Source organism: Pseudomonas sp. GW823-FHT05G12 (assembly GCF_058795575.1).
In genome coordinates, this window is the sequence record NZ_CM179501.1 from 1,671,993 (window position 1) to 1,696,728 (window position 24,736).

The 24,736-nt window shown below is 56.5% G+C and carries 20 protein-coding genes and 1 pseudogene; 7 read left to right on the forward strand and 14 right to left on the reverse strand.

Going from position 1 to position 24,736, the window contains the following annotated elements:
- Positions 1–63 precede the first annotated feature (63 nt).
- The 3 genes from AC3RCM_RS07735 to AC3RCM_RS07745 form a co-directional block, all read right to left on the reverse strand.
- Positions 64–387 (reverse strand): DUF7693 family protein, encoded by a 324-nt coding sequence (locus AC3RCM_RS07735; protein WP_367237304.1) that lies wholly within the window; start codon positions 385–387, stop codon positions 64–66.
- A gap of 908 nt (positions 388–1,295) precedes the next feature.
- Positions 1,296–1,874: a hypothetical protein gene (locus AC3RCM_RS07740; protein WP_492629485.1), complete on the reverse strand. Its 579-nt coding sequence runs from the start codon at positions 1,872–1,874 to the stop codon at positions 1,296–1,298.
- Positions 1,871–2,419 carry a hypothetical protein gene (locus AC3RCM_RS07745; protein ID WP_492629486.1) on the reverse strand — a complete coding sequence of 183 codons (549 nt, stop codon included), beginning with the start codon at positions 2,417–2,419 and terminating at the stop codon, positions 1,871–1,873. The genes AC3RCM_RS07740 and AC3RCM_RS07745 overlap by 4 nt, the downstream gene beginning before the upstream one ends.
- Before the next feature lie 1,350 nt (positions 2,420–3,769).
- Between AC3RCM_RS07745 and AC3RCM_RS07750 the strand changes: the two genes are divergently transcribed.
- Entirely contained in the window at positions 3,770–5,188 is a 1,419-nt protein-coding gene (locus AC3RCM_RS07750) for a tyrosine-type recombinase/integrase (RefSeq protein WP_492629487.1), read from the forward strand.
- Positions 5,189–5,431: 243 nt separating this feature from the next.
- Here AC3RCM_RS07750 and AC3RCM_RS07755 read toward each other — a convergent pair.
- Positions 5,432–5,713 (reverse strand): annotated as a pseudogene (locus AC3RCM_RS07755) (transposase); the annotation flags it as partial.
- A gap of 395 nt (positions 5,714–6,108) precedes the next feature.
- On the opposite strand from AC3RCM_RS07755, the gene AC3RCM_RS07760 reads away from it, so the two are divergent.
- Positions 6,109–8,877, forward strand: coding sequence for a hypothetical protein (locus tag AC3RCM_RS07760; RefSeq protein WP_492629488.1), 2,769 nt, complete (start codon positions 6,109–6,111; stop codon positions 8,875–8,877).
- Complete coding sequence (locus AC3RCM_RS07765; RefSeq protein ID WP_039612673.1) at positions 8,867–9,535, forward strand: hypothetical protein; 669 nt, start codon at positions 8,867–8,869, stop codon at positions 9,533–9,535. Before AC3RCM_RS07760 ends, AC3RCM_RS07765 begins: the two co-directional genes overlap by 11 nt.
- Positions 9,536–9,930: 395 nt before the next feature.
- Here the strand turns inward: AC3RCM_RS07765 and AC3RCM_RS07770 are convergent, their stop codons facing one another.
- Both AC3RCM_RS07770 and AC3RCM_RS07775 read right to left on the reverse strand, forming a co-directional pair.
- On the reverse strand, positions 9,931–11,313 hold the full coding sequence (locus AC3RCM_RS07770; protein ID WP_492629489.1) for an amino acid permease: 1,383 nt from the start codon (positions 11,311–11,313) through the stop codon (positions 9,931–9,933).
- A 312-nt stretch (positions 11,314–11,625) separates the two neighbouring features.
- The gene (locus AC3RCM_RS07775) at positions 11,626–12,153 is read right to left on the reverse strand and encodes a hypothetical protein (protein ID WP_020193305.1); all 528 of its coding nucleotides are present in this window, start codon (positions 12,151–12,153) and stop codon (positions 11,626–11,628) included.
- A gap of 215 nt (positions 12,154–12,368) precedes the next feature.
- Here AC3RCM_RS07775 and AC3RCM_RS07780 point away from each other — a divergent pair, with 215 nt between their 5' ends.
- Positions 12,369–13,367, forward strand: a complete 999-nt coding sequence (locus AC3RCM_RS07780; protein WP_010955114.1) for a sensor domain-containing diguanylate cyclase — start codon at positions 12,369–12,371, stop codon at positions 13,365–13,367.
- A 129-nt stretch (positions 13,368–13,496) separates the two neighbouring features.
- Here AC3RCM_RS07780 and lpdA read toward each other — a convergent pair whose 3' ends face one another.
- Genes lpdA through AC3RCM_RS07800 form a run of 4 tightly spaced genes read right to left on the reverse strand, consistent with a single transcriptional unit; the run spans position 13,497 to position 18,443 of the window.
- The gene (gene lpdA / locus AC3RCM_RS07785; protein WP_492629490.1) at positions 13,497–14,876 is read right to left on the reverse strand and encodes a dihydrolipoyl dehydrogenase; all 1,380 of its coding nucleotides are present in this window, start codon (positions 14,874–14,876) and stop codon (positions 13,497–13,499) included.
- Between the two features lie 2 nt (positions 14,877–14,878).
- Positions 14,879–16,150, reverse strand: a complete 1,272-nt coding sequence (locus tag AC3RCM_RS07790; protein ID WP_064493117.1) for a dihydrolipoamide acetyltransferase family protein — start codon at positions 16,148–16,150, stop codon at positions 14,879–14,881.
- Entirely contained in the window at positions 16,151–17,209 is a 1,059-nt protein-coding gene (locus AC3RCM_RS07795) for an alpha-ketoacid dehydrogenase subunit beta (protein WP_012051588.1), read from the reverse strand.
- A 1-nt stretch (position 17,210) separates the two neighbouring features.
- The gene (locus tag AC3RCM_RS07800; protein WP_003254486.1) at positions 17,211–18,443 is read right to left on the reverse strand and encodes a 3-methyl-2-oxobutanoate dehydrogenase (2-methylpropanoyl-transferring) subunit alpha; all 1,233 of its coding nucleotides are present in this window, start codon (positions 18,441–18,443) and stop codon (positions 17,211–17,213) included.
- Positions 18,444–18,641: 198 nt separating this feature from the next.
- Here AC3RCM_RS07800 and bkdR point away from each other — a divergent pair, with 198 nt between their 5' ends.
- The 3 genes from bkdR (at position 18,642) to AC3RCM_RS07815 (ending at position 22,063) form a co-directional block, all read left to right on the forward strand.
- Complete coding sequence (gene bkdR, locus AC3RCM_RS07805) at positions 18,642–19,127, forward strand: Bkd operon transcriptional regulator BkdR (RefSeq protein ID WP_003254485.1); 486 nt, start codon at positions 18,642–18,644, stop codon at positions 19,125–19,127.
- A gap of 228 nt (positions 19,128–19,355) precedes the next feature.
- On the forward strand, positions 19,356–20,597 hold the full coding sequence (locus tag AC3RCM_RS07810; protein WP_492629678.1) for a glutamine synthetase family protein: 1,242 nt from the start codon (positions 19,356–19,358) through the stop codon (positions 20,595–20,597).
- Between the two features lie 131 nt (positions 20,598–20,728).
- Complete coding sequence (locus AC3RCM_RS07815; RefSeq protein ID WP_010955108.1) at positions 20,729–22,063, forward strand: MFS transporter; 1,335 nt, start codon at positions 20,729–20,731, stop codon at positions 22,061–22,063.
- A 93-nt stretch (positions 22,064–22,156) separates the two neighbouring features.
- Here AC3RCM_RS07815 and AC3RCM_RS07820 read toward each other — a convergent pair whose 3' ends face one another.
- From AC3RCM_RS07820 to flgA, 4 genes are all read right to left on the reverse strand, one after another.
- On the reverse strand, positions 22,157–22,900 hold the full coding sequence (locus tag AC3RCM_RS07820) for a flagellar brake protein (protein WP_064493115.1): 744 nt from the start codon (positions 22,898–22,900) through the stop codon (positions 22,157–22,159).
- A gap of 79 nt (positions 22,901–22,979) precedes the next feature.
- Positions 22,980–23,447, reverse strand: coding sequence for a flagella synthesis protein FlgN (locus AC3RCM_RS07825; protein WP_010955106.1), 468 nt, complete (start codon positions 23,445–23,447; stop codon positions 22,980–22,982).
- Positions 23,448–23,496: 49 nt separating this feature from the next.
- Positions 23,497–23,811 (reverse strand): flagellar biosynthesis anti-sigma factor FlgM, encoded by a 315-nt coding sequence (gene flgM / locus AC3RCM_RS07830; RefSeq protein WP_003254479.1) that lies wholly within the window; start codon positions 23,809–23,811, stop codon positions 23,497–23,499.
- A gap of 164 nt (positions 23,812–23,975) precedes the next feature.
- A complete protein-coding gene (flgA, locus tag AC3RCM_RS07835; protein WP_020193297.1) occupies positions 23,976–24,728 on the reverse strand; it encodes a flagellar basal body P-ring formation chaperone FlgA in 753 nt (250 codons plus the stop codon).
- Positions 24,729–24,736: the final 8 nt, after the last annotated feature.

Here is a 24,736-nt window from a genome sequence, read left to right on the forward strand (position 1 = left end):
CAGGGGGGCGTCTCCTCCACGGCAACTGCTGGCCCCTGCTTCCTGAGTGTGGTGTGGTTACTCTCAAAGCGATCTCAATAGGCTCTCCAGCACCCCGTGCTCCCAGGAGCTGAGCAGAGCAATCGGATCTGTCCCGTATCGATCTCCAGAGTCGAAATGCCAAACCCGCCCGTCCGGGCTTTCGCAGCTCTCGCAGTAGTCCAGTTCATCACAGTCATTGAAAATGGTGATGCGCCAACCTTCGATGTCGATCACGAAAAGGCCGACGAACATCTCGTCCCATCTCTGGTGCCCGGTCTTTCGCATCTGGCTTCGACCGAACACCGCTTCTCGCAGAACCTGAGAAACCTCACGTGCCGTGAGAGAGTTCACACTGCCCTCGCTCATCTCTCTCGTCCTCGATCAAAGCTCTGGGCCGTGGTGCGCCTGGTGAAGCTGTTCAACAGATGTGTACAAATGTTCTCCTCCCCTGGAACTTCCAGACTCTGGATTTTTCCAGTGCTCGGGTGCATCCATGAACAGTTAGGGGTTACCGTGCTTGGTGATGATGAATGACCCTTGACGAGGAGCGCGGCGAGCCGTCGAAAGCGTCTCCGTGCCTAGCTGAAGCTGATTATCGTGGCCACTAGCCGTCTCCTGCATCGTGCATAGGGCAGAGCGTACTTACCCACCTGCCGCCAATTTGCTTGCCAGACGCGCAACACTGCTCGCAGGTCTTCAGTGATATCTGTTCGGCAAGGGCAACAGCACCCATGAGCGAGCAGTCTGCACAAAGCCCCACGCAATCCACGTGCTTATGAGGTATGCCCAAGCGCTAGCAACTAGCAAGGGAAGAGTCCAAAGACCCTTCAGCCGGAGATGGACTGGCCTTTTTTGCGTCGAATCGAAGTCCAGAGGCTTAACGAAAACTGGGGTGGCGAGCAGTAGAGCGTACCTACTCGCATTATGAGCACGAATCACTGACCAAAAATTTTTGACGGAAAACACATTTTTCCCCTGGCTGAGTACCAAAATCTGATCGCCAGGAACTGCACCAGCTTGGGGATCAGCACTCGCGCAAGAGAGAGGACTAGGCGGCGAGGAAGTGAGTTAACAGGGTGGCATGCAGATGCCAAGAAAGACGCTCATTTGATGCTAGACAGAGCAAGCGGAGCGCGCAGCCAGTACGGCGGAGACGCGAGGATGGAAGCCCGTAAGGGCCAAGACGCCGCCATGCGGCGAGCGGCTTGGTTCACGACAGCCGGCCCGAAGGGCGCGCCCAACCTACCCAGGGCGCCCTCACAACACTGGCCTACCTAGAAGAGTTCCCCGTTTGGAGGTGGTGATTCATCGTCTGAATCCTGCTGCTGCCCAGAGCCAAACATTTCATCCTCTGACCAGTTATCCGCAAACAAGAAATTTTCTTCGGTGTAAAACGACATTCCCAGATTACCACTAGCCATAATTTCGGGAGCGTACTTGCGGAACAGCCGCCCACCGAAGAGCAAGTGGCCTACTACACATTCTTCGATCACTTCAACAGTCCAACATTCCAGCTGTACGCCAGAACCGATGTCTTCCCATGCCGTCTTGAGCGCATCATAGTCGAGATCTTCGCATTCAGAGTCATAGACGACGGTGAGCGTACCCTCATGCGCATGTAGAAGCCTGACTGGCGCCATAACGTCACGGACGATTGCTTGCTCGGCCAGATAGATGACTCTGGTATCAGGTTCTCCATCCCACAAGACAGCGAAGTTAAGAAAGCCTACACGCTGTTCGTCCGTTGCATAGGCACCCAATGATTGCGGGGTGCTGAAGATCGTAAATCCACCTTCACCGTCATCGTTATGAGGCTGCTCGAACTCGGTATACAGGAATCTAGAGTAGATCATGGCTGGCCCTCATCGATAGAAGGGAGAAAGCTCAGGCTGTCGTCGGTGTAGTCTTCCAGGTCATTTTCGTCATAGCAGGGGAGCTCATACGGACTGATGCCCAGAGTGGTTGACTCCATGATCTCTTTGACCACAGGCCAGAATGGGTAGTCAGAACGACCTGAGTAGATCTCGTCTTCGCTCGCGAAAGCTACGGTGTAATGCCGACCCGAATAAAGGTGGGTATCGATTTCCCAAATAGCCTCGATGGCCGGGATGCTGCTGCCAGATACCTTGCTGTCCAGAAAGATATCCAGACCATGCTCATGGATAGCGATCAGCTTCACCGGAGCCAATGCTCCTCGGAGATAAGCACGCTCCAAGGCCATGATGAAGCGATGATCGAGGTAATCGCCGTGCATCACGCAAAAGGTCTGTTTGGCGGGCTGGGTCATTACCCGGAGGTTTTCGTCTTGCCACTGCAAGCAGCTGAAGATGACGTAGTCGGGCCCGCCGACCAAGGCTACTTGAGCGCATTCCGGGCGGAAAAGAGGTGCTGATCTCATGACCATTTCTCTCCTGTGTGGTCATAAAAAATGAAGACCATTAACCGGGAGTGGTCAAGGAAGCGAGAGTGAAAAAATGAAAAAATACCCATGCAATTCAGTATCTTAAGAGCATACCCTTAGACTGGGAGCCAATGTTAAGGGCGATTTCTTATAGAGCAACCGTGCAAGCCAGATGCTGACGCGGATGCGAGGCAAGCTGAGCGCTATGAGTCGAGACGCGAAGAACCGCACGCGGAAAAACGCTGTGGGCGCTTGCTGATCTCACACCTGGTGATTTTCGGGCCGCCTATGCTTTAGGCATCTTTCCCCCCCATCGAAGATCTGCTTCGTACAGGAAAGGGCAGGCGGTAACGACCACCTACTGATCAGCAGTCTTGTGATGGATTCGGATATACCTGGCCGAAGGCTCTGTAAAGCGCCAGACCATACGGTAGGGGTTGACCGGGGCAGCTTCGAGCAGCCAGCTGCGGATCGGAGCTGAACCGTTGCCGGGCCGCACCTTGGTGGGCTTTGTGCTTGAGATCTTCGGGCTGCAATACAGATGATGATGATCGAGCTATGGGAAGGCGATGCCTCTAGAAACCCGACTGTAGCAATATAGAAGTGGATAGATGGGTCTTCCAAATTCAAATATATGAGTAGCACCGAGATATACAAATGAAAATTTTTTTGGGGTGCGAATGTTTCATGGCTTTATACAAATAAGAATATCTTGGGATTTATTGTTTTTTGTAAGTGCTTGTCTGATATCGTTTTTTGTTTGTAGTTGGTGATTTAATTTTCTCTAAATTGACATATGGTAGATTATTATTCATATCTAGGGTGGGAACTTCCCTACTTGCTATGCTTGCCGTGTGAGCTACTCTCAGCTAGTGCTTAGAGCGCTGTTGGATTACGGTTCAGGGTGAGTAAGAGGATGGTATGAATATGAGGATCGAAGCTCACGGGCACGACCTGGCAAATGGTTGTGTGCCCTCCTCAAAGGGTCGGCAAGATCCTGACGGTTCATAAAGTTGAGTTTGTTCGACTGTCCCCTTGATGCAATTTTGGTCGGTAGGGGGGCACGACCTCAGCGGCTTTAATAGGCTTTTGGAGTTCTGCATTGAATAATCAGGCATTTAACTCTATAGGCAATACTGTTTGGTCGGGTCTGATAATTTTCTGACTCGGCAATTGACATGGTCGCGGTAGATGAAGAACAGCTGTATATATGTCACCTCTATTTTGAATCTACGTCGCTCGCAATATTGATTGCGCCATATAGTGCGCCTGAAGCCGCGTGGCTATCAATGGTAGCAATGGTTTCTTTGATAAATGCCAAAAGTATTCCATCAAGGAGGTGCCAGCATGCCAAATTTAAAATATGTGGTGAGAAAGGATGTCTGTCTAGGGCGTAATGCCTTTAAGTGTCTATCAGAAGCATCGCCGGGTGTATGGGTGAAATCACGGGCTTTTGAAATTTTCATTATATGGATGATTGGGTTGGGGTTCAGCTTCAACACGATGAAATCCTACTCCTACAAGGGTGCTTCTTTTTTAGATTATCTAGTTGTGGGGTTGGAGGTTTGCGGAGCCGTAGATAGGTCAAGCTACATCATGCTTGCTCGATTGTATCACTCCTATATAACTCAAGGTTTGAGATCTATGTCGCCATTGGTGCAGGCGATTGCTAGACGAAGACCCTCTCCAATGGTAAGTAACAAAACATCCGGGATTCATCATGCCGCGATAGAGCAACTGATTGAGTCGTGCTATGAGCATTGCGCAGATTCCGCAGCCTGGCCACCAGATACTGACGTTAGTGACGAGATTCAACTAATCGGCAGCTTGAAGAATGTCGGGCAACCTAGGTCGGAGCAAGAGATTCTTGTTTTAGAGGGTATGTATGGTAGGAAGGTAAAGCGTTCAAGAAACTCCAAAAGAATGCGTGTTTTTGGCCACTTGCCGAAAGCCAAGAAAAATCATGATCCCTACGAAGAAGATAAATTCTTTCCACTCGATAAAATTGGCGAGTTAATAAGGTCTGCTCCTTCTTATCGAGATGCTGCTCTGTGGTCTCTTATAGCAGCAACCTCTTTGCGAGCATCTGAAGCTTTGCAACTATTGTGGGCGGATATTGACTTCGAAAGGCGTGAGGTCTATGCGGTCAATCCTTCAGATCGAAGCAGCATGCAAGATTCATATGCCGGCCTGAGCGCTAGTCAAATTGACATGTTGTCATGGAAAGGGCGGATGACAAAATATACGTTGCTATTGGAGCCATACGGGGAGATGTTTTTTGAAAATCTTGAAAAATACTTGACGTACGAATATCGGGCACATGTAGATAATGATTTCGTGTTTCAGTCACAATTTGGATATCCATTGTTCCTCTGTGATTATGGGAGCGTAATTGCAGAACCTTTCACTCGTGCAGCTGAAGGTGTGCTGGGGTTTAAGACTGATCGCTACAGGTTAAAGCTGCATAGCCTGAGGCACAGTTATTGTTTTTATATGAAGAATTTCGTCGAACATACCGAGGGGATTGGCTTGTCAGATTACGAGGTCATGGCCTTGACAGGACATGCCGATGTTGCAAGTGTCGCTAGGTACGCAATTGTGAGTCTCCAGTTACTCAACGAGAAGCTTTCGGTCGCTTTTACTGCTTTCAAAACTGATGGCAATAAAGGTGTGGATGAAATGATTATCGGATTTCATGAAAAAAGGATTGCTGCGTTGAGGCTGAAAATAGCCAGGGAGCGGTCAGGCAATAAAAGTCTGGAGTAGTGAATGATTAATATTACCGAAGGTATTATTTTCCTTGTTTCAGCGCTTCAGTTAATGGAGTGCTTCCGGGAGTCTGTTGTCCGGCTCATCCATGCGTTAGATGAAGTTTCCGGTGTTAAGCCACGATTTCTTAAACGCTTCAGTTCGTATCGGCCATCTCGAGATGAAATTTTTACATATATATCTGAGCTTCTGGAGGCTGCGCTGGAGGATCGAGAGGGTTTGCTAAGGAATCGGAGCGCTGAGCGTCAGCCGAGCAAACTGGCGCATCGAAGTAATCTCGTACAGTGCCTCTTCCATGGCTGGATCGCTCAACGAGAACCAGTTTTGCAGCAGGTGAATGCGCAGCATGGTTTCCAGTGGATACGGCTTGCGGCCACCGCCAGCCTTTGGGTAGTGAGGCTCGATCAACGCCACCAATCCGCTCCACGGAACCACCTGTTCCATCTCGGCCAGGAAACGCTCGCGACGGGTTTGCTTGCGCTTACCGGCGTACTCGAAATCGGAAAAGCTCATCTGGCTCATGGGATGGCGGGCTTGTAGAAGGCAGTTGGACGGAGGGCTATTTCAGCACAGGTCAGATGGCCTGTGCTGACTTGATCGGAGAATCCCTAAGTGAAGCAGAAATTGTAGTTCTGGTGCGTATAGGTCACACACCGGATGTTGGCAGGTCTACACGGACGCAACTGAATCACATAATAAAATTTCTTTTAATTGATTTACATAGGATGCAGTGTTTGATACTGCCATATCGCTTCACTCGCCCGCAGGCATCTTGGATAGATGAGGTTTCGGATCGATATGCATGTTACACATCCATCGCGAAAGTGTTTCGGGAGTTAGACATTATAAGAATTACAAGGAGTAAGGCGCCCCGTCAATACGATCCTCAAGAGCGAAAAGAAAGGACTGTTATTCAGATGGGGGTGAAGCTTGCCCTAGCGTCATCTTGGTACAAACCTGAAGATGTTGGCTTGGAGGATATTCGAAAGTGGAAAGAGTTTAGCTTGGACGAGTCAGAGAAGAACTCTCCTTTGCCTTTGGATCAGATAGTTGATGTGTTGAAAAAGAGATTTGGAGTAAGGCTTTCAGTTGATCCGATTCAAGTGAGGGAAGCGACTATGAATTTAACCAAAGATGCGATTGACAGAATGGTCAGTCGAGGGCAGCAAGAATTACTTGAGTCTTCGTTCTGTAATTATTCAGATCCAATTAAGTTGGTTTCTTTCATGATGGATGATTTAAAGCTCGCTGCTGCTAGTTTTTACGGGATGGGTATCAAAAGATTAAACCTTGAGGTTGCATGGGCCAAGGTGGGAGTAGATATAGAGGTTGCAGTGAATACTTGGCTACGGCTCCAGGCGGAATACGCGGAGGAGCAATCTTATGAGAATTCCCAAATTCTCTTAACATGCTTTGGAAGATTCAATTTGTATCTGTTTGTGTATCTGCCTGCGTGGTTTCATAAGAATCCAGGTGCGGAATTTCTGTATCCTAAATTCCCAAATATGTTCGTGGGTCGTATTTTTTATAAGCCGAAATTAAAATCGGATGGAATGCGCCCTTTATCATATTGGGAGTTTTCTGAAGTTATGGGTTATGAGTTTTATTATGCTGTTGGTAACAGCCTGAGGCGATTTTTTCAGCATCTGATTGATTTCCGCCCTGATGCAGCAGGTTGTGAAAAATTGTCTCAGCCTATATGGTGGCTACCTCCCACCCAAAAGGCTTATCGGACAAATAAACACACATTTACATCTGAGCACGAGGATGTTTATGTTAAGTATTTGGAGGCAATAGCGACTGCGGAGCCATTCCTGGATGGCTATGTCAAGGGTATGAGGTATAGGTACAGTGACAATGAGTTGGCTGTTTTGGACTTTAATGAAATCGGATATGTGCCAGTCGTATATCTGAGTGACGGCCTGCATCCTATTCTGTCTGTGAGTCGAAGAGCCCTTGTGCTTCTTAAGATAGGCAATGAATATCGTTATAATCCGGCTACTACAATTTTCCCGTATTGTTTGGTTAGGGGTGGCCTGAGAGGGCAGAACTTACAGTGGCTAAGTTGCGACACATATGCCATTCATGTGGATCGAGATATTGATCCGCAAGTAGGGTTGTCCTATTTGTTTATAAATACGGATAAAATTAGAACCGAACCTTTCACTGTTCATTGTCGCTATGCCGTAATATCGCAATTAGATCGCCAGGCGAAATGGCGTGCGGATATTTTTTCTGAAACTAAAGCCCCTGGATTTGGGAAGAGCTGTTTTTATGAGGGGAATGTCAATTCAAAGTGGGGTGAGATTAACTGTCTATTTTGTAATGATGCTCATTCTGGATATCCAGTCAAAGATGAGATGTATGCCCAGGTAATTACTCACTCGATGTTGGATTTTCAGAGTTGGATGCGCAGGAATGGTGATGGCACAGTAGAATGTGCAGCATTCATGGGTAGTCCACGTGAAACAAAATCTCGAAAAACTGACTATTACACGTGGGAGCAATGGCAGGCAGTTAGGGTGAAGAGTGATGCAGTGAAGGTTGCAACATATGCTGATCCTCAATATGGAGAGTTATCTTTCTGCCCTGTTCGAGTACGGTCGAAATTGACCGGCCACAGCGGGAGGGCTATGCATATCACTCATCTTTTGAGTCGACTAACGCCAGAGGAAGTGGCGAAAACTACAGGTCAAACTGCAAAAACTGTCATGCATTATGACACTGGCGCTGACGACTTCCGGCGCCGTTTTGCAGGTGTAATCAATACTAAGGAGCCGTTGAAGCGTCCGTTAATCAAGCGAGCTGATGTTGAGGGACAGTTTGAAGCATTGCTTTTGAGTCGCGGTACCGGCGATGTGAGTAGAGTTATTAATGAATTTGGTTTGCTGAATTTTTCTGATGTGGATGATTCTAATAATAAAGAGCCAGGCGCATTTGAGATTGTCGCCAATGAGAAGTCGGCAAATTTGGTGCAGAGTTCTACTCATGTTTGTGTGAGAGGCTATGTCTGCCCTGCGCATGTAATGGTGCGTTTTAAAGGGCGGAAAATTTGTCCGTGGTGCCCATTGGCAGTTTGGTCGCTCAATTCAATTTTTGCTGTGTCCGCGACGAGGCATCAATTGGCTGAAGACTTTGAACGAATTCAAAGTAGATTGGCCGAGAGCAGGGATACTTTCTCGTCCGAAGAGCTGGCAATGCTGGAGCGCGAGTTAAATTCGCTTGGTGAGGAGCTTGTTGCTTGGTATTTTTTAGAGAGAATATTAGATTCTCTAGTTTTTAAGCATCGCGAAAGTGCTGTAGGTTATTCTCATGTTGTTGGTGACAAAGATCTGGTGACCAAAGTAGTAACCCGTCATGTTGTTGAACGAGGCTCAGCGGAGGATTTCTTACGGAGGTTGGATGAGGTAGTTGAATTCCCTACTACTATGTCGGTCGGCTTCAGAGACAAAGTTAATCGTGCGATTAGGTTTATTCTTGCCCAGAAAGGCGAAATTTACCAGGCGCTTTTAGAGCCTGTAGTAGTTAATCCTGAAACACGGCTCGCTGCTTTGTTGAGAGAGGAAATAAATAAAGCCGACTTTGATTACGGCAAGTTGTTGAGGCTTCTTGAAGTTTCTGATGTCGAGTGGTTCAAGCATGTGGCTGATGCTAGAGGCATTAAGGAGGATGGGATTGATTCATAAAGGTGCGATACCGAAGCGAAAATCTGACATTCAGAGGATTGAAGCTCGAGCCGCGATTTTGGTGAGGGTGTTAGAAGAAATTGCAGAAAGAAAATTAACGTTTCTTTCAAAAAAACGTCTTCTCATCTATGTTGCTGCGGGTATTGAAGATGCCGAAAAATTGGCGCTTCAGGGAAGCGTGCCTGATGGTCTTGTTGCCGTAGCGGACAAGGCCGCTCATGTCAGCGTGAGTGGGCTTTACAAGTCAGAATTTTATTCGGCTATCGTTGATACATTTATATTGGAAAATCCTCAGTGCGTGATAAATAAGTCAAGAAGAAATGTTAGGTCTGATGCCAAGCTGAGGTTGCAATGCTCAAGGCTGTCTAATGAATGCGCTAGGTTGGCTGCGGAGTTGAGCGAGGCAAATAGTCAGTTGATCGAGTTGGAATTGACTGGTGGAAAGATTGCTTTACACTCAGGCAGGGATGAAGTTACTAGCGCTTATTTTGCTATTGATGCATTAATTGAAGAGTTTGGATCATTTCTTAAGTTTGATTCCAGTGGCGTGTTTCTTGATAACGTTCTGCAGCGAAGAATTATTGGTATGGATGTTATCAAGGGCTATTTGGAGTGGAAGCAGAAGGAAATTAAGCCTTCTACTCCTCGCAGGAAGTAGACTGCAATATGTAGGTCGAAACGAAATGATTTGACAGTTGGTGCGGAATTTTTCTCACCCTGCTTCCGATGGTAATTATCAGTTTAGGTAATTAACCGCAGCCTACCTCGATCTGCCGGGTGCATTGTGGGTTCTTGACGACAGGCTGGAAAACGGGCGTTGCAAGGGTGTAATTGTTCGGGAGACCGGTTCCTCGGACAGGGTCATGAGTGCTTCGCTAATGTTCTATTAAAATCAATATGTTATCGAGTTTTTTGCAGTCTTGAGGATAGTCCTCCCCCAGATAAAGGTTCAATTCCTGCCTGGGACGCCATTCTCGTCATTCCCATTATTGTCTCCGTCGCCTTTGTCGCCGCCGTGCTGCTGTTGACAGCACCTGCGCGTGGCCAGCGCTGTCATGCATCACGTTCGTGGGCTAACACCGCGCTTGACGCCAGCCGCTGGCGCATCAGGAAGTACCCCGCCACCACCAGCAATACCGTCAGCACCGTGAACCAGAACTGAAAACGCGATGCCGGGTCGAACGCCTGGGTGCCGATGACTGCCAGCAAGGCGAACAGCGCAATGATATTGGTGTAGGGGAACAGCCAGGCACGGAAGGCGTTTGCGGCGACCGCTTCGTGGCGGGTTTTCACGCGCATGGCCACGTGGGCGATGATGATGAAGATCCATACGACCATGACCAGGCTGCCGGTACTCTTGGCCAAGGTCATGAACAGGTCGCCGCCACTGACAAAGTGCACGGTCAGGATCATCGTGCAGATCGACAGGCTCAGCAGCAGTGCATTGATCGGTACGCCCTTGGCACTGGTGCGTGAGAACAGCTTGGGCGCGTGACCGCGCTGGCTCAGCGAGAACAGCATGCGTGAGTTGGAGAACATGAACGAGTTCATCACCGACATGAACGAGACGAACAGCACCAGTTTCATGGCCACTGCAGCACCACCGAACCCGGCCAGGCTGAACAGCGAAACATAGGGCGAGGCCAGGTTGGCCTTGTCGGTCCAGGGCAGGCAAAGGATCAGGATCGACACAGAACCTACGTAGAACAGCATCACCCGCAGTATCACGCTCTTGATCGCGCGGATCACGTTCTGTCGCGGGTTCTCTGACTCACCCGCGGCCACAGCGGCAATTTCGCTGCCGCCCAGGGAGAAAATGACCACGATAACGCCGGCCATCACCGGTGACAGGCCGTTGGGCATGAAGCCGTCATGGGCGGTGAGGTTGATCAGGCCGGGGGCGGGAATCTCACTGTGCAGGCCGAGCAGGATCGAGACGCCCAGCAGCATGAAGATGAGGATGGTGGCGACCTTCATCGCAGCCAGCCAATACTCTACTTCGGCAAACGAACGCACCGAGTAGGCGTTGCTGGCCATGAGTGTCACCAGCATCAGGAAGGCGCCTGCCCAGATCGGTAGCCAGGGCAGGAAGTCATGCAGGATGGCGCCCAGCAGTACCGCTTCCAGGGTGATGGTCATCATCGACTTGAACCAGTACAGCCAGCCGACCGCAAACCCAGCCCAGTCGCCGAGGTAGGTGTTGGCGTAGGTCGAGAACGACCCTGCATCCGGGTTGCGGCAGGCCATTTCGCCCAGCATGAACATGACCAGGGTGACCACCAGGCCACCAATGAAATACGACAGTATGGCCGCGGGCCCTGCCGATGCGATCAGTGAGCCCGAGCCCATGAACAGCCCTGCACCGATCACCCCACCCAGCGCGATCATGGTGATATGCCGCTGCTTGAGGCTTTGCTTCAAACCGTGTGATTGCATTTCCTTGTCCTCTCTTATTTTAGGGGGGATCCGGCATCGTTCCCCTACGCAGGCATCGTCATGCGCCTGCGTCCACGCGTGGCAAATAGCTACCAGCCTGCCACCCTGGACAATAAGGCCAAGGACCTCAAACGAATTCTCTGCACAACATCCTGCCGATTTTTCCTGAGACCGGTCATGGCGCCGGTAGCGGTGCAGTTGGCGAAGCCATGCACCACCTGAACATCGACGCTACCGGACGCCTTCAAACCGTTCAGGCTGGGTCGCCTTGGACGAACCGCGGCGCTCTCCTTACCGGCCGCTGCCACTCCCTCATACCGGGCGAGCCGCTTGTTGCTCTTCATCCACACCGCCGTCCACCTTGGCGACCTGCTCTTGCGCTTTCTCCTCGATCTTGCGCTCGATGTCTTCTTTCATGCGCTGGGCGATCAACTCGTCGACCTTTGCTTTCATTTCGGGCGGCAGGGCGTCGTACTCTTCTTCGGTCAGGCCTATTTCACGCAGCAGTTTTTCCTTGATCATCTCGCCGGGCGACTTGGACATGAAGTCGTGAAATTCCTGCCGGGCAGTCTTGGGCGGCAGGGGTTCTCCGATGACCGGCTCAGTGGTCGCAGAACCCAGGTTTTGCAGCATCACCTTGAACTTGGCAAAGGCTTCTGCACGAGCATCCTCAGCGTTTTGCTGAGCGGTGCTGCCCCCGCTCTGTTGTTGGCTCGCGGTGTTGGCGGTGGTTATTGGCGTGCGCAGCGGTGCAATCTGGGCCACTGTCTGCTCATCGCTGGTGTACCGAGGCTGGTGGAGCGTGGGCTGCCAGCTGACGCCGTTAGGGGCGATTATCATGTTTCCTCCTTGGAAATCTCGTTGGCAGGTACCAAGCGCAAAAGCCATGCCAGCGCTGTGCCGGTCGAAATCAGGGCGTTGGCGCTATTTCGGTTGCACGCGGGTGGGCATATGCTTGCCCGTGATAGGCATCATCTTGCCGCTCGCGGCAATCAACACCACTGTCGGCAGCCCCTTGATCGGAGCGCAGTTGCTGGGCATCAGGGAGAGCGTCCATGAGTCAAGACACCAGGCCGGTACCTGCCGGCTTCAGTGAACAGCAATTGCACACCTTGTTCGATTTGATCAGCGATGGCATCTGGGACTGGAATGCCAATACCGGTTACGTCTATCGCAACCCGGGCTGGTACAGCATGCTGGGTTATGCCAGCCACTCCATGGCCAACTCGGTATTTACCTGGGAAAGCGTGATCCATCCCGAAGACTACCCACGGGTAATGGCCCATTTCGAGGCCTATATCAATCACCGCAACGAGCGCTACCGCATTGAATACCGTTGCCGTTGTCAGGACGGCAGCTACATCTGGATCGAAGACAGCGGCTACATCATCGCGCATAACGAGGACGGTTCCGTGGCGCGCATGCTGGGTGCGCATCGCAATATCGACGCTGGCAAGCGTTTGGTGTCTCAGCTGGAACAGAAGAACCAGTCGCTGGAGTTTCAGGTGGCCGAACGCACCCGTGAGTTGTCCTGGGTGAACCAGCAGTTGCAGCGGCAACTGGACGAAAACCGTGAATTGGCCGAACGCGATGCGTTGACCCGTGTCGCCAACCGTTACCGGCTGGAGAGCGCGTTGCAGCTGGAGTGCCAGCGCGCCCAGCGCTTCCGCCAGCCGTTGTCGCTGATTGCCATGGACATGGATGATTTCAAGCCGATCAACGACCGCTACGGTCACGCCCGTGGCGATGCGGCGCTGGTCCGGGTGGCCGAAAGCCTGCGCACCTGCTTGCGCGAGCTGGACCTGCTGGCGCGCTGGGGCGGCGACGAGTTCGTCATCGTGCTGCCGCAGACCGCGCTGGGGGAGGCGCTGGATGTGGCGGCGCGCTTGCGTCAGGTGCTGGAGCAGGTGGAGCCGGTGGGTGATTGCCGGCTGACCATGAGCTATGGCGTGGTGCAATGGCGGGAAGGGGAGGACCAGCACGCGCTTCTGGCACGTGCCGACAAGGCGCTCTACAGGGCCAAGGGGACAGGCAAGAACGCAATTGCCGAGTAGCTAGCCCCTCAAAGAGTGTGCGGTTCTCTGGAGGCTTAGGGTTCTCTGGAGGCTTGGATGGCCTGAATGAAAAAAGACCCGCAGCGCCTCTCGGCGCAGCGGGCCAAATCGGCCTCAGCCGCTTCAGTGTCAGATATGCAAGGCGTGGCCCAGGGCGCGCAGTGCGGCTTCCTGTACCGCTTCACCGAGCGTTGGGTGGGCATGAATGGTGCCGGCCACATCTTCCAGGCGCGCGCCCATCTCCAGCGATTGGGCAAACGCGATGGACAGCTCGGAAACCGCCACGCCAACCGCCTGCCAGCCCAGGATCAAGTGGTTGTCGCGCCGCGCCACCACGCGCACAAAACCGCTTTTCGATTCCAGGCTCATGGCCCGGCCGTTGGCGGCAAACGGGAACTGCGCGACGATGCAGTCCAGGCCCTGCTGGCTGGCTTGTTCCGGGGTCTTGCCGACCACCACCACTTCCGGGTCGGTAAAGCAAACGGCGGCAATCGCTGCCGGTTCGAAGCGTCGGGCCTTGCCGGCGATGATTTCGGCGACCATCTCGCCCTGGGCCATGGCCCGGTGCGCCAGCATCGGTTCGCCAGCGACGTCGCCAATGGCCCAGACGTTGTGCATGCTGGTGTGACAGCGCTCGTCGATGGCAATGGCGGCGCCGTTCATCTTCAGGTCCAGGCATTCCAGGTTGAAACCCTTGGTGTGCGGCCGGCGGCCCACGGCCACCAGTACCTGGTCGGCCTCAAGGCGCAGTTGCCCACCCTTGCCGTCGCTGGCCAGCAGGCAGCCATTTTCGTAGCCCTCGACGCTGTGGCCCAGGTGCAGCGCTATGCCCAGTTTCTTCAGCGACTCGGCCACCGGGGCGGTCAATTCGCTGTCGTAGGTCGGCAGGATGCGCTCACGCGCTTCCACCACACTCACCTGTGCACCCAGCTTGCGATAGGCAATGCCCAGCTCCAGGCCGATATAGCCACCGCCGACCACTACCAGGTGTTGCGGCAGGGCTTTCGGCGCCAGGGCTTCGGTCGAGGAAATCACCGGGCCACCCAGCGGCAGCATAGGCAGTTCGACACTGCTGGAACCGGTCGCCAGCAACAGATGCTCGCACTGGATACGCTGGCCATCGACCTCGACCTGCTTGCCGTCCAGTACCTTGGCCCAGCCATGCATCACTTTCACCCCGTGCTTTTTCAGCAGGGCGGCAACACCGGTGGTCAGCCGGTCGACAATGCCGTCCTTCCAGGTGACGCTCTGGCCGATGTCCAGGCGCGGCGAAGCCACGCTGATGCCCAGCGGCGAGGGTTCGGTAAAGCGCGAGGCCTGGTGAAACTGCTCGGCCACGTGGATCAGCGCCTTGGACGGGATGCAGCCGATGTTCAGGCAGGTGCCGCCCAGTGCCTGGCCTTCCACCAGTACGGTAGGAATGCCCAGTTGCCCGGCGCGGATGGCTGCTACATAGCCGCCAGGGCCGCCGCCGATGATCAACAGGGTAGTCTGGATAATCTGTTGCATGCTCACTCCACGAACAGGCAGGCGGGTTGTTCGAGCAGGCCACGCACGGCCTGGATGAACAGGGCGGCGTCCATGCCATCGACCACGCGGTGGTCGAACGAGCTGGACAGGTTCATCATCTTGCGCACGACGATCTGGCCGTCGATCACCACTGGCCGTTCGACCATGCGGTTGACCCCGACGATTGCCACTTCCGGGGTGTTGACCACCGGCGTGCTGACAATGCCACCCAGGGCGCCAAGGCTGGTCAGGGTGATGGTCGAGCCGGACAGCTCTTCACGGCTGGCCTTGTTGTTACGTGCAGCGTTGGCCAGGCGCGAAATCTCGCCGGCATTGGCCCACAGGCTGCCTGCTTCGGCGTGGCGCAGCACGGGCACCATCAGGCCGTTGTCACCTTGAGTGGCAATGCCCACATGCACCGCGCCATGGCGGGTGATGATCTGCGCTTCGTCGTCGTAGGTCGCGTTGATCTGCGGGAAGTCACGCAGCGCCACGACGAGGGCGCGCACCAGGAATGGCAGCAAGGTCAGCTTGCCACGGCTCTCGCCGTGCTTGCTGTTGAGTTGCTGGCGCAGGGCTTCCAGGGCGGTGACGTCGATTTCCTCGACATAACTGAAGTGCGCGACCCGGCGTTTGGCGTCCTGCATGCGCTGGGCGATCTTGCGGCGCAGGCCGATCACTGGCACCTGCTCGCTGTCGGTGCGCTTGGCATAACCATCAGGTGCTTGCCCGGCATTGCTTTGCGGCTTGCTCATGAAGGCGTCGAGGTCTTCGTGCAGAATGCGCCCGGCCGGGCCGCTACCATGCACATAACGCAGTTCGATACCGGCGTCCAGGGCGCGTTTGCGCACGGCAGGCGAGGCCAGCGGCTTGTCGCCCGGCTGGCGCGGCACGATGGGCGCAGCTTCGTGGTTGGCGGGCGCTTGGTACACGGCGGGTTTTACGTCTTTCTGCGGTTCCGGCTTGGCTGCAATGGGGGCAGCCGGGGCCTCTACCGGTTTTGGCTGAGGCACATCCACATGGTTGCCGCTGCCTTCCACTTCGATGCGGATCAGTTCGCTACCGACCGCCATCACTTCCCCGGGCTGGCCACCCAGGGCCAACACCTTGCCGCTGACCGGCGAGGGGATTTCCACGGTGGCCTTGTCGGTCATGACGTCGGCCACCACCTGGTCCTCGGCGATGATGTCGCCGACCTTGACGAACCATTCCACCAACTCGACCTGCGCGATGCCTTCGCCAATGTCCGGCATCTTGATGACGTGCGTGCCCATTCAGACCTCCATGACCTTTTTCAGTGCCGCACCTACCCGCGAAGGGCCTGGGAAGTAAGCCCATTCCTGTGCGTGAGGGTAGGGGGTGTCCCAGCCGGTGACGCGTTCGATCGGCGCCTCCAGGTGGTGGAAGCAGTGCTCCTGCACCAGCGACACCAGCTCGGCACCGAAGCCGCAGGTGCGGGTGGCCTCGTGCACCACCACGCAACGGCCGGTCTTCTTCACCGACTCGACGATGGTGTCCAGGTCCAGCGGCCACAGGCTGCGCAGGTCGATCACTTCGGCATCGACGCCGCTTTCTTCGGCGGCCACCTGGGCCACGTACACCGTGGTGCCGTAGGTCAGCACGGTCACGTCATTGCCAGGGCGGGTAATGGCGGCCTTGTCCAGCGGTACGGTGTAATAACCGTCGGGCACGGCGCTGTGCGGGTGCTTCGACCACGGTGTTACCGGGCGGTCGTGGTGGCCATCGAACGGGCCGTTGTACAGGCGTTTGGGCTCCAGGAAGATTACCGGGTCGTCGCATTCGATCGAGGCAATCAACAGACCTTTGGCGTCATAAGGGTTGGACGGCATCACGGTGCGCAGGCCGCACACCTGGGTGAACATCGCTTCCGGGCTCTGGCTGTGAGTCTGGCCGCCATAGATGCCGCCGCCGCAAGGCATGCGCAGGGTCAGCGGGGCAATGAACTCGCCGGCCGAACGGTAACGCAGGCGGGCCAGCTCGGAGACGATCTGGTCGGAGGCCGGGTAGAAGTAGTCGGCGAACTGGATCTCCACCACCGGGCGCAGGCCATAGGCACCCATGCCCACGGCGGTACCGACGATGCCGCTCTCGGAGATGGGCGCGTCGAACACGCGCGATTTGCCGTACTTGTTCTGCAGGCCTTCGGTGCAGCGGAACACGCCGCCGAAGTAACCGACGTCCTGGCCGTACACCACCACATTGTCGTCGCGCTCAAGCATGACATCCATGGCCGAGCGCAGGGCCTGGATCATGGTCATGGTAGTGGTGGCCATGGCGGTTTCCGGGTTGATGCTGTTGTTGTGGTCGTTCATCTCAAACCCCCAGTTCCTGGCGTTGACGGCGCAGGTGTTCGGGCATCTCCTTGTACACATCCTCGAACATCGAGGCGGCGCTCGGGATGTGCCCGTTGGCCAGGGTGCCGTATTGCTCGGCTTCTTTCTGTGCGGCAATTACCGCAGCTTCGAGCTCGGCCGTGACGGCCTGGTGTTCTTCCTCGGACCAGTGGCCGATCTTGATCAGGTGCTGCTTCAGGCGGGCGATCGGGTCACCCAGCGGGAAGTGGCTCCAGTCGTCGGCAGGGCGGTACTTGGAGGGATCGTCCGACGTCGAGTGCGGGCCGGCACGGTAGGTGACCCACTCGATCAGGCTTGGGCCCAGGCCGCGGCGGGCGCGCTCGGCCGCCCAGCGCGAGGCGGCGTACACGGCGACGAAGTCGTTGCCGTCAACCCGCAGCGAAGCAATACCGCAACCCACGCCACGGCCGGCAAAGGTGGTCGACTCGCCACCGGCGATGGCCTGGAAGGTGGAAATGGCCCACTGGTTGTTGACCACGTTGAGGATGACCGGGGCGCGGTATACGTGGGCAAAGGTAAGGGCGGTGTGGAAGTCCGACTCGGCAGTAGCGCCGTCACCGATCCATGCCGAGGCGATCTTGGTATCGCCCTTGATCGCCGATGCCATGGCCCAGCCGACCGCCTGCACGAACTGGGTCGCCAGGTTGCCGCTGATGGTGAAGAAGCCGGCCTCGCGCACCGAATACATGATCGGCAACTGGCGGCCCTTGAGGGGGTCGCGCTCGTTGGACAGCAGTTGGCAGATCATCTCGACCAGCGACACGTCGCGGGCCATCAGGATGCTTTGCTGGCGGTAGGTCGGGAAGCACATGTCGGTGCGGTTCAGCGCCAGCGCCTGGCCGCTGCCGATGGCTTCTTCGCCCAGGCTTTGCATGTAGAAGGACATCTTCTTCTGGCGCTGGGCAACCACCATGCGGCTGTCGAAGATCCGCGTCTTGAGCATGGCGCGCATGCCTTGACGAAGGATCTGCGGGTCGATGTCTTCGGCCCAGGGGCCTTGCGCATCGCCTTGCTCGTCGAGCACGCGGACCAGGCTGTAGGACAGGTCGGCAGTGTCGGCAGCATCGACATCGATAGCGGGTTTACGGGCTTGACCTGCATCGTTGAGGCGCAGGTAGGAAAAATCGGTCTGGCAGCCTGGCCGGCCGGTGGGCTCGGGCACATGCAAACGCAGGGGGGCGTACTCGTTCATGCTTTTTACGCTCGCTCGGGTATTTGTTTTTGTGAGCTCTGAAGCGGCCGCCGCTGAGTACCGGCTTGTGACTGGTAAGTCAGCGTCACCTACATCTTAGTGGCACGGCAGGAGAATTTTTCTCTCAAGTTGATTGCCTTTGCTGAGCGGGGCAGATAAACATTCCGCATAAACACAAAAAACCGGTGATTTTGTCTTATGCGCAAACTCGATCGTACCGATATCGGCATTCTCAACAGCCTGCAAGAGAACGCCCGCATCACCAATGCCGAGCTGGCACGCTCGGTAAACCTGTCGCCCACGCCTTGTTTCAACCGGGTGCGGGCCATGGAAGAGCTGGGGGTGATTCGCCAGCAGGTGACCTTGCTGTCGCCTGAGGTGCTGGGGCTGGATGTGAATGTGTTTATCCATGTCAGCCTGGAAAAACAGGTGGAGCAGTCGTTGCATCGCTTTGAAGAGGAGATCGCCGAGCGGCCTGAGGTGATGGAGTGCTACCTGATGACCGGCGACCCGGATTACCTGCTGCGGGTGCTGCTGCCGAGCATCCAGGCGCTGGAGCGGTTTCTCGATTACCTGACGCGCTTGCCGGGCGTGGCCAATATTCGTTCGAGTTTTGCCCTGAAGCAGGTGCGCTACAAGACGGCGTTGCCGTTGCCGGCCAATGGCATGACCTTGCGGGAGTAGGGGGCGGCGCCGGCACAAGGATCGCATCCACCTATAGGTGCGGGTTCACCCGCGAAGAGGCCGGCACAGCCACCCAATAGGCTGCTTGATATTTTAAACACCCGCAGCCTATGTTGTTGTCAGCCTACAACAACAAGGACAAGCGTCATGAGCACTGCTCAGCTCCAGGGCATCGACGAAATCGAATGCGTCACCCCCGACCTCAACGGCGTCCCGCGCGGCAAGGTGATGACCGCCGAAGGCTTCCTCGAAGGCCGTCGTCTGCAGATGGCCCGGGGCGTGCTGCTGCAATGCATCATGGGCGGTTATCCACCAGCGAAATTCTACGGCAGTGACGACGGCGACCTGGCACTGGTGGCCGAACCCGGTCAGGTCCACCGTCTGCCCTGGAGCCATGACGGCCGCGCCTTGGCCATCTGCGATGCCAACGAGCTGGATGGCCGGCCCTCGGCACTGTCCACCCGGGGCCAGTTGAAGGCCGTGATAGCCCGCTATGCGGCACTGGGCCTGGCGCCGGTAGTGGCAACCGAGCTGGAGTTCTTCGTCTTTGCCCCCAACACCGACCCGCAGCAACCGTTCCTGCCGCCTGTAGGCAGCGATGGTCGCCGCGAGCTGGGCCATTCGGCGTTCAGTGTCAGTTCCAACAACGGCCTGCGCCCGTTCTTCAAGGAGGTGTACCAGTGCATGGCCGCGCTCGGCCTGCCACGTGACACCTTCATGCACGAAATGGGTGTCAGCCAGTTCGAGATCAACCTGCTGCACGGTGACCCGCTGCTGTTGGCCGACCAGACCTTCCTGTTCAAGCACCTGCTCAAGGAAGTGGCGCTCAAGCACGGGCTGACCGTGGTCTGCATGGCCAAGCCGCTGGCGCGTACGCCCGGCAGTTCCATGCACATTCACCAGAGCCTGGTCGAGGCCGGCAGCGGGCGTAACGTGTTCAGTGACGAGCAGGGCCTGCCGACAGACACCTTCCACAATTTCATCGGCGGGTTGCAGGCGTGCATGGCCGACTTCACCGCCCTGTTCGCACCCAACGTCAACTCCTACCAGCGCCTGTGTCACCCCTATGCCTCGCCGAACAATGCGTGCTGGTCCGAGGACAATCGCGCCGCTGGCTTGCGCATTCCGGCCAGTGCGCCGGTCGCGCGACGGGTGGAAAACCGCCTGCCTGGCGCCGATGCCAACCCCTACCTGGCCATTGCAGCCAGCCTGGCCGCCGGGCTGCATGGCATCGAGCAGCGCTTGCAGCCATCGCCGGCCATCCAGGGCGAATTCGAAGTGCCCGAGCACCTGAGCCTGCCGTGCACGCTGCACGCGGCCCTTGAAAGGCTCAAGCGCAGCACGCTGGCGCGGGAACTGTTCGGCAGCGAGTTCATCGAAGGCTACATTGCCAGCAAGACCCTTGAGCTGAGCGATTTCTTCGACGAGATCACGCCGTGGGAGCGCCGGGTCCTGGCGGCACAGGCCTGAGCGCGACACAACCTGCACCGGGCACGCCCCCGCAGTGCCAAATAGCTGTCGGGGGCCTGCGCCAGGCGGGTTTTGCCTTTATGCTGCTAGCACCCAAAACTGCCACCTGACCAGGGAGCTCCACGGGACGTATGCGAAATGTATGGAAGCCGTTTCAGTCGTTGTATTTCGCCGCGCTGATGATGTTGATCGGCTCGGGCCTGCTCAGCACCTACCTGGCCCTGCGCCTGGCTGCCGACCACGTCGACAGCCTGTGGGTGGGTGCGTTGATGGCGGCCAACTACTTTGGCCTGGCGGTTGGCGGCAAGGTTGGCCACCGGCTGATCGGACGGGTAGGGCACATACGCGCCTATGCCACCTGTGCCGGTATCGTCGGCGCTGCGGTGCTCGGCCATGGCCTGACCAGCTGGCTACCGGCCTGGGTCGGGCTGCGCGTGATCGTCGGCCTGGGGATGATGTGCCAATACATGGTCATCGAGAGCTGGCTCAATGAGCAGGCCGATGTGAAGCACCGGGGCGCGGTGTTCAGCGGCTACATGATTGCCTCGTACCTGGGGCTGGTGCTTGGCCAGTTGATTCTGGTGGTGCACCCGCAGCTCGGCCCTGAGCTGCTGATGCTGGTGGCGATGTGCTTTGCCCTGTGCCTGGTGCCCGTGGCGATGACCCGGCGTATTCACCCGGCGCCCTTGCGCCCGGCACCGATGGAGCCGAAGTTCTTCATCAAGCGCGTGCCGCAGTCGCTCAGTACGGTTTTGGGCTCGGGGCTGATTGTCGGCTCGTTCTACGGTCTGGCGCCTTTGTATGCGTCAAGCCAGGGGATGAGTACCGAGCAGATCGGTCTGTTCATGGGTAGCTGCATTTTTGCCGGCCTGTTGGTGCAGTGGCCGCTGGGCTGGTTGTCTGACCGTTATGACCGGGCGGTGCTGATTCGGAGTGTGGCAGTGGGGCTGGCGCTGGCTGCTGCGCCATTGGCAATACTGCCCAGTGTGCCGCTGGAGTTGCTGTTCGGTATCGGCTTCCTGATCTCGTTGCTGCAGTTTTGCCTGTACCCGCTGGCGGTTGCTTTTTCCAATGACCACGTGGAAAGCGAGCGCCGGGTATCGCTGACGGCGATGCTGTTGGTGACCTACGGTGTGGGTGCATGCGTCGGCCCGCTGGCGGCAGGGGTTCTGATGAAAGTGCTGGGCGCGCAGATGCTGTATGCCTTCTTCGTGTTCTTTGCCCTGGTGCTGGTCTGGCGCATTCGGCCGAAAGCGGTTACCGGCCTGCATCAGGTGCAGGACGCACCGCTGGGCCACGTGGCGATGCCGGCGGCCGGTTCGCCATTATCGGCGGCGCTGGACCCGCGAGTGGATGAGCAGACGGTGCAGGACGTGATGCAGGCGCCGGTGGCGGCTGAAGACACCGAGGATGAAGAGAAGGGCGCGCAGCAACAGGCGCCTGAAGAGGTCAGCAAGTCGGTGTAGGAGCGGGTTTACCCGCGAAGAGGCCAGCCCAGCAGAAACACAAATGAAAACGCCACCTCAGCAGGTGGCGTTTTCTGTTTTACCGACCGACGATCAATAATCGTCCTTGTCGAACCGCCGCGCCTCACGCTGCAGCTGGTACACGAAACTCTCGATCTTGCGCTGCGCCTGCCCGCTCAGGTTGTGGAAGCGCACGCCGGCAAAGGTGGTGTTGATGCGCTCTTCATAGTGCAGATGACGCAGCTCGACCATGGTGTCCACCAGGCCCAGTGGGTTGCCCGCCTTGAAGCGCTCATACACCTGGCCCAGTTGCAAGCGGTCTTCGACATTGCCTTCGAAGCGCAGTTTGCAGCCGGTGGCCGAGATATCCAGCAGCTTGCCTCGCATGGCGCCGTTGCCCTTGAGGTGAGCACCGTCAAGGATGATGTCGACCAGCTGCGATAGCTTCAGCGCGGCGCGGAAGGCGTTGCGGCGCTGGTGGTAGGTCACCTCTTGCGGCAGGGGGCCGCTGTAGCAGCGGTGGCCGTCGACTTCGCTGATTTTCAGCGCGTGATCGCATTCCCAGGCGATGCGTACACCATCGTGGAAGCCTTCGACACGGAAGTGCTCGCCGTTCTCGATGAATTTCTCGCCGTCACGGGGGATCATCTCATCCAGTGCCAGGGTGTTGCTTTCGCGGTCCACGTGCACCACATAGCTCTGGAAGCGCTGGCTGCGGTCATGGAAGGTGATGATCAGGGGGTCGTGGCTTTCCTGCAGCTGCCGCAAGTTGGCCGCAATCTCCAAGGGGGTGCTCAACACCTTGGGTGGTTGCGGGGCATCGGATTCATTGAACACAGCTTATTGTTCTCCAGGCAAAAGCGACACACGCAAGTAACGGCATTTTGCCACTATGTTCTGTGCCTTGATAGAAAAATCACACTTGGCTGAGCGCGCGGGGCTTGGCCAGCGGCGAGGTGCTGCCACGGCTGTCGTAGAGCGAAGGCGAATCGCCGCCCTGAAGGATGCGGATCTGGTTGTTGGTGACGTGTTGCTGCACCTGGATGATCCGGCCATTGGTCTGGTTGACCTGCTGGCAGTCGTCCATCAGTTGCGACAACATGTCGAGCCGCTGCAGCATCACATCACCATGGGGTGACTGCGCAGCTACAGCCTGCACACCGGTGCGGTCGGCACTCAGGCCCAGGCTGCCGAGCAATTGGCTGCGGCGCTGGCCGTGCTGCTCGAGCAAGATGATCAACGACTGCTTGCGCGCCAGGATTTGCTCCAGCAGCGGCATGTCGCGGCCATGCAGGGCGATTGCTTCCTTGTGCAGAAGGTCGAGCAATTCCTGCATCGGGGCAATGTCATCTTCGATCAGTTGCAGCAAGGTGGTGTCGTGCATGGCTAACTCTTGGCTTTTCTGGCGTCCGTGAAGTCAGCGCGCCGTACGGTCAGCGCTGGGCTTCGAAATCAAGCAGTTTGCTGGCGACCCGGCCGGCATCGACCTGGTAGCTGCCGTCGGCGATCGCCTGCTTCAACTGGGCCACACGGGCGCTGTTGACCACGGGCTCGTCGCGCAGCTTGTCGCTGATCTTCTGCAACTGCTGTGCCTCTTGGCTGAGGTGTACCGCCTCTCCGCTGGCGCTGGTGTCTTTCACCGCTTCCTGGCTGGCTGCCGGTTTTTCGGCGCTGCCGGACGCGGTGTTGCCGCGCACGCCGCCCGTGACGGACGGAGAGTTATTCAAACGACTGAAGTCGATGACCATGATCAGAAACCTCTGGGTATTTGGACGCTTGCCTTGTTTTCGGCCAACCCGATATAAACTTTAGGCACAAATGCATTGCCGCCTGTCGGCAAGCCCGCGAACCCGTGTTCTGACACAGTTTAGGAAAAGCGGTTCCTCACTGCCAGCGCAATCTGGTGGCTGGCCTACATACTGACCTCGACCTGGCCCGGGCCGGTCACCCTGGCCTTGACCACGCGTTTGGAATTGAGGTTGCGTACCCGGATCTGCTCGCTCAGGCCGCCCTTGCTCAGGGCTTCGCCCGGCATGCGCACACTCAGGCTGCCACTGCGGGCGATGATCACCACCTGGTCACCCTTGCGCACCACCTCGGCCTGTTCCAGGTGTTGCGGGGTGAGCACCTGGTCGATCACCGTGGGGCGCAGCATCTTCATGCCCACCGCCTGGTCCAGCTCGGTCAGAAAGCCCTGGCCCAGGGTGCCGACATCGCGCTCGCGCAGGGCCACGTCACCTTCGCCGACCGTGTTGTCGCGCTTGAGCGGGCGGGTCACCACCACCACATCGCGGAAAAGTCGCACGGTGGCCGGCACGAATACCGTCCACGGTGCTGCGCCGTTGCAGCGTATCCGTACCGTCACCCGGCCCAGCGGCTGGGCCGGGCTTTCCAGTGAGGCGTCCAGCTGCTGGCTGCACAACGGCATGCGCAGGCGTGGGTCTAGCGGGTTGACCTGAATTTCATAGCGGCCGGCAGTCTGGGTGGTGGACAGATAATCTTCAACGGTGAATTCAAGAAACCCTTGGGTGACACCGATAAGCTGTTCAGGCAAGGTGAACGCGTTCGCCACCGTGCGAACGCCGGGCATCAGCAGGCACAGCATGGCCAGCGGGCCAGTCAGCAGGCGTGTCAATCGTCGGGAAAATGTCGTTTTCGTGTGCATGACACTCA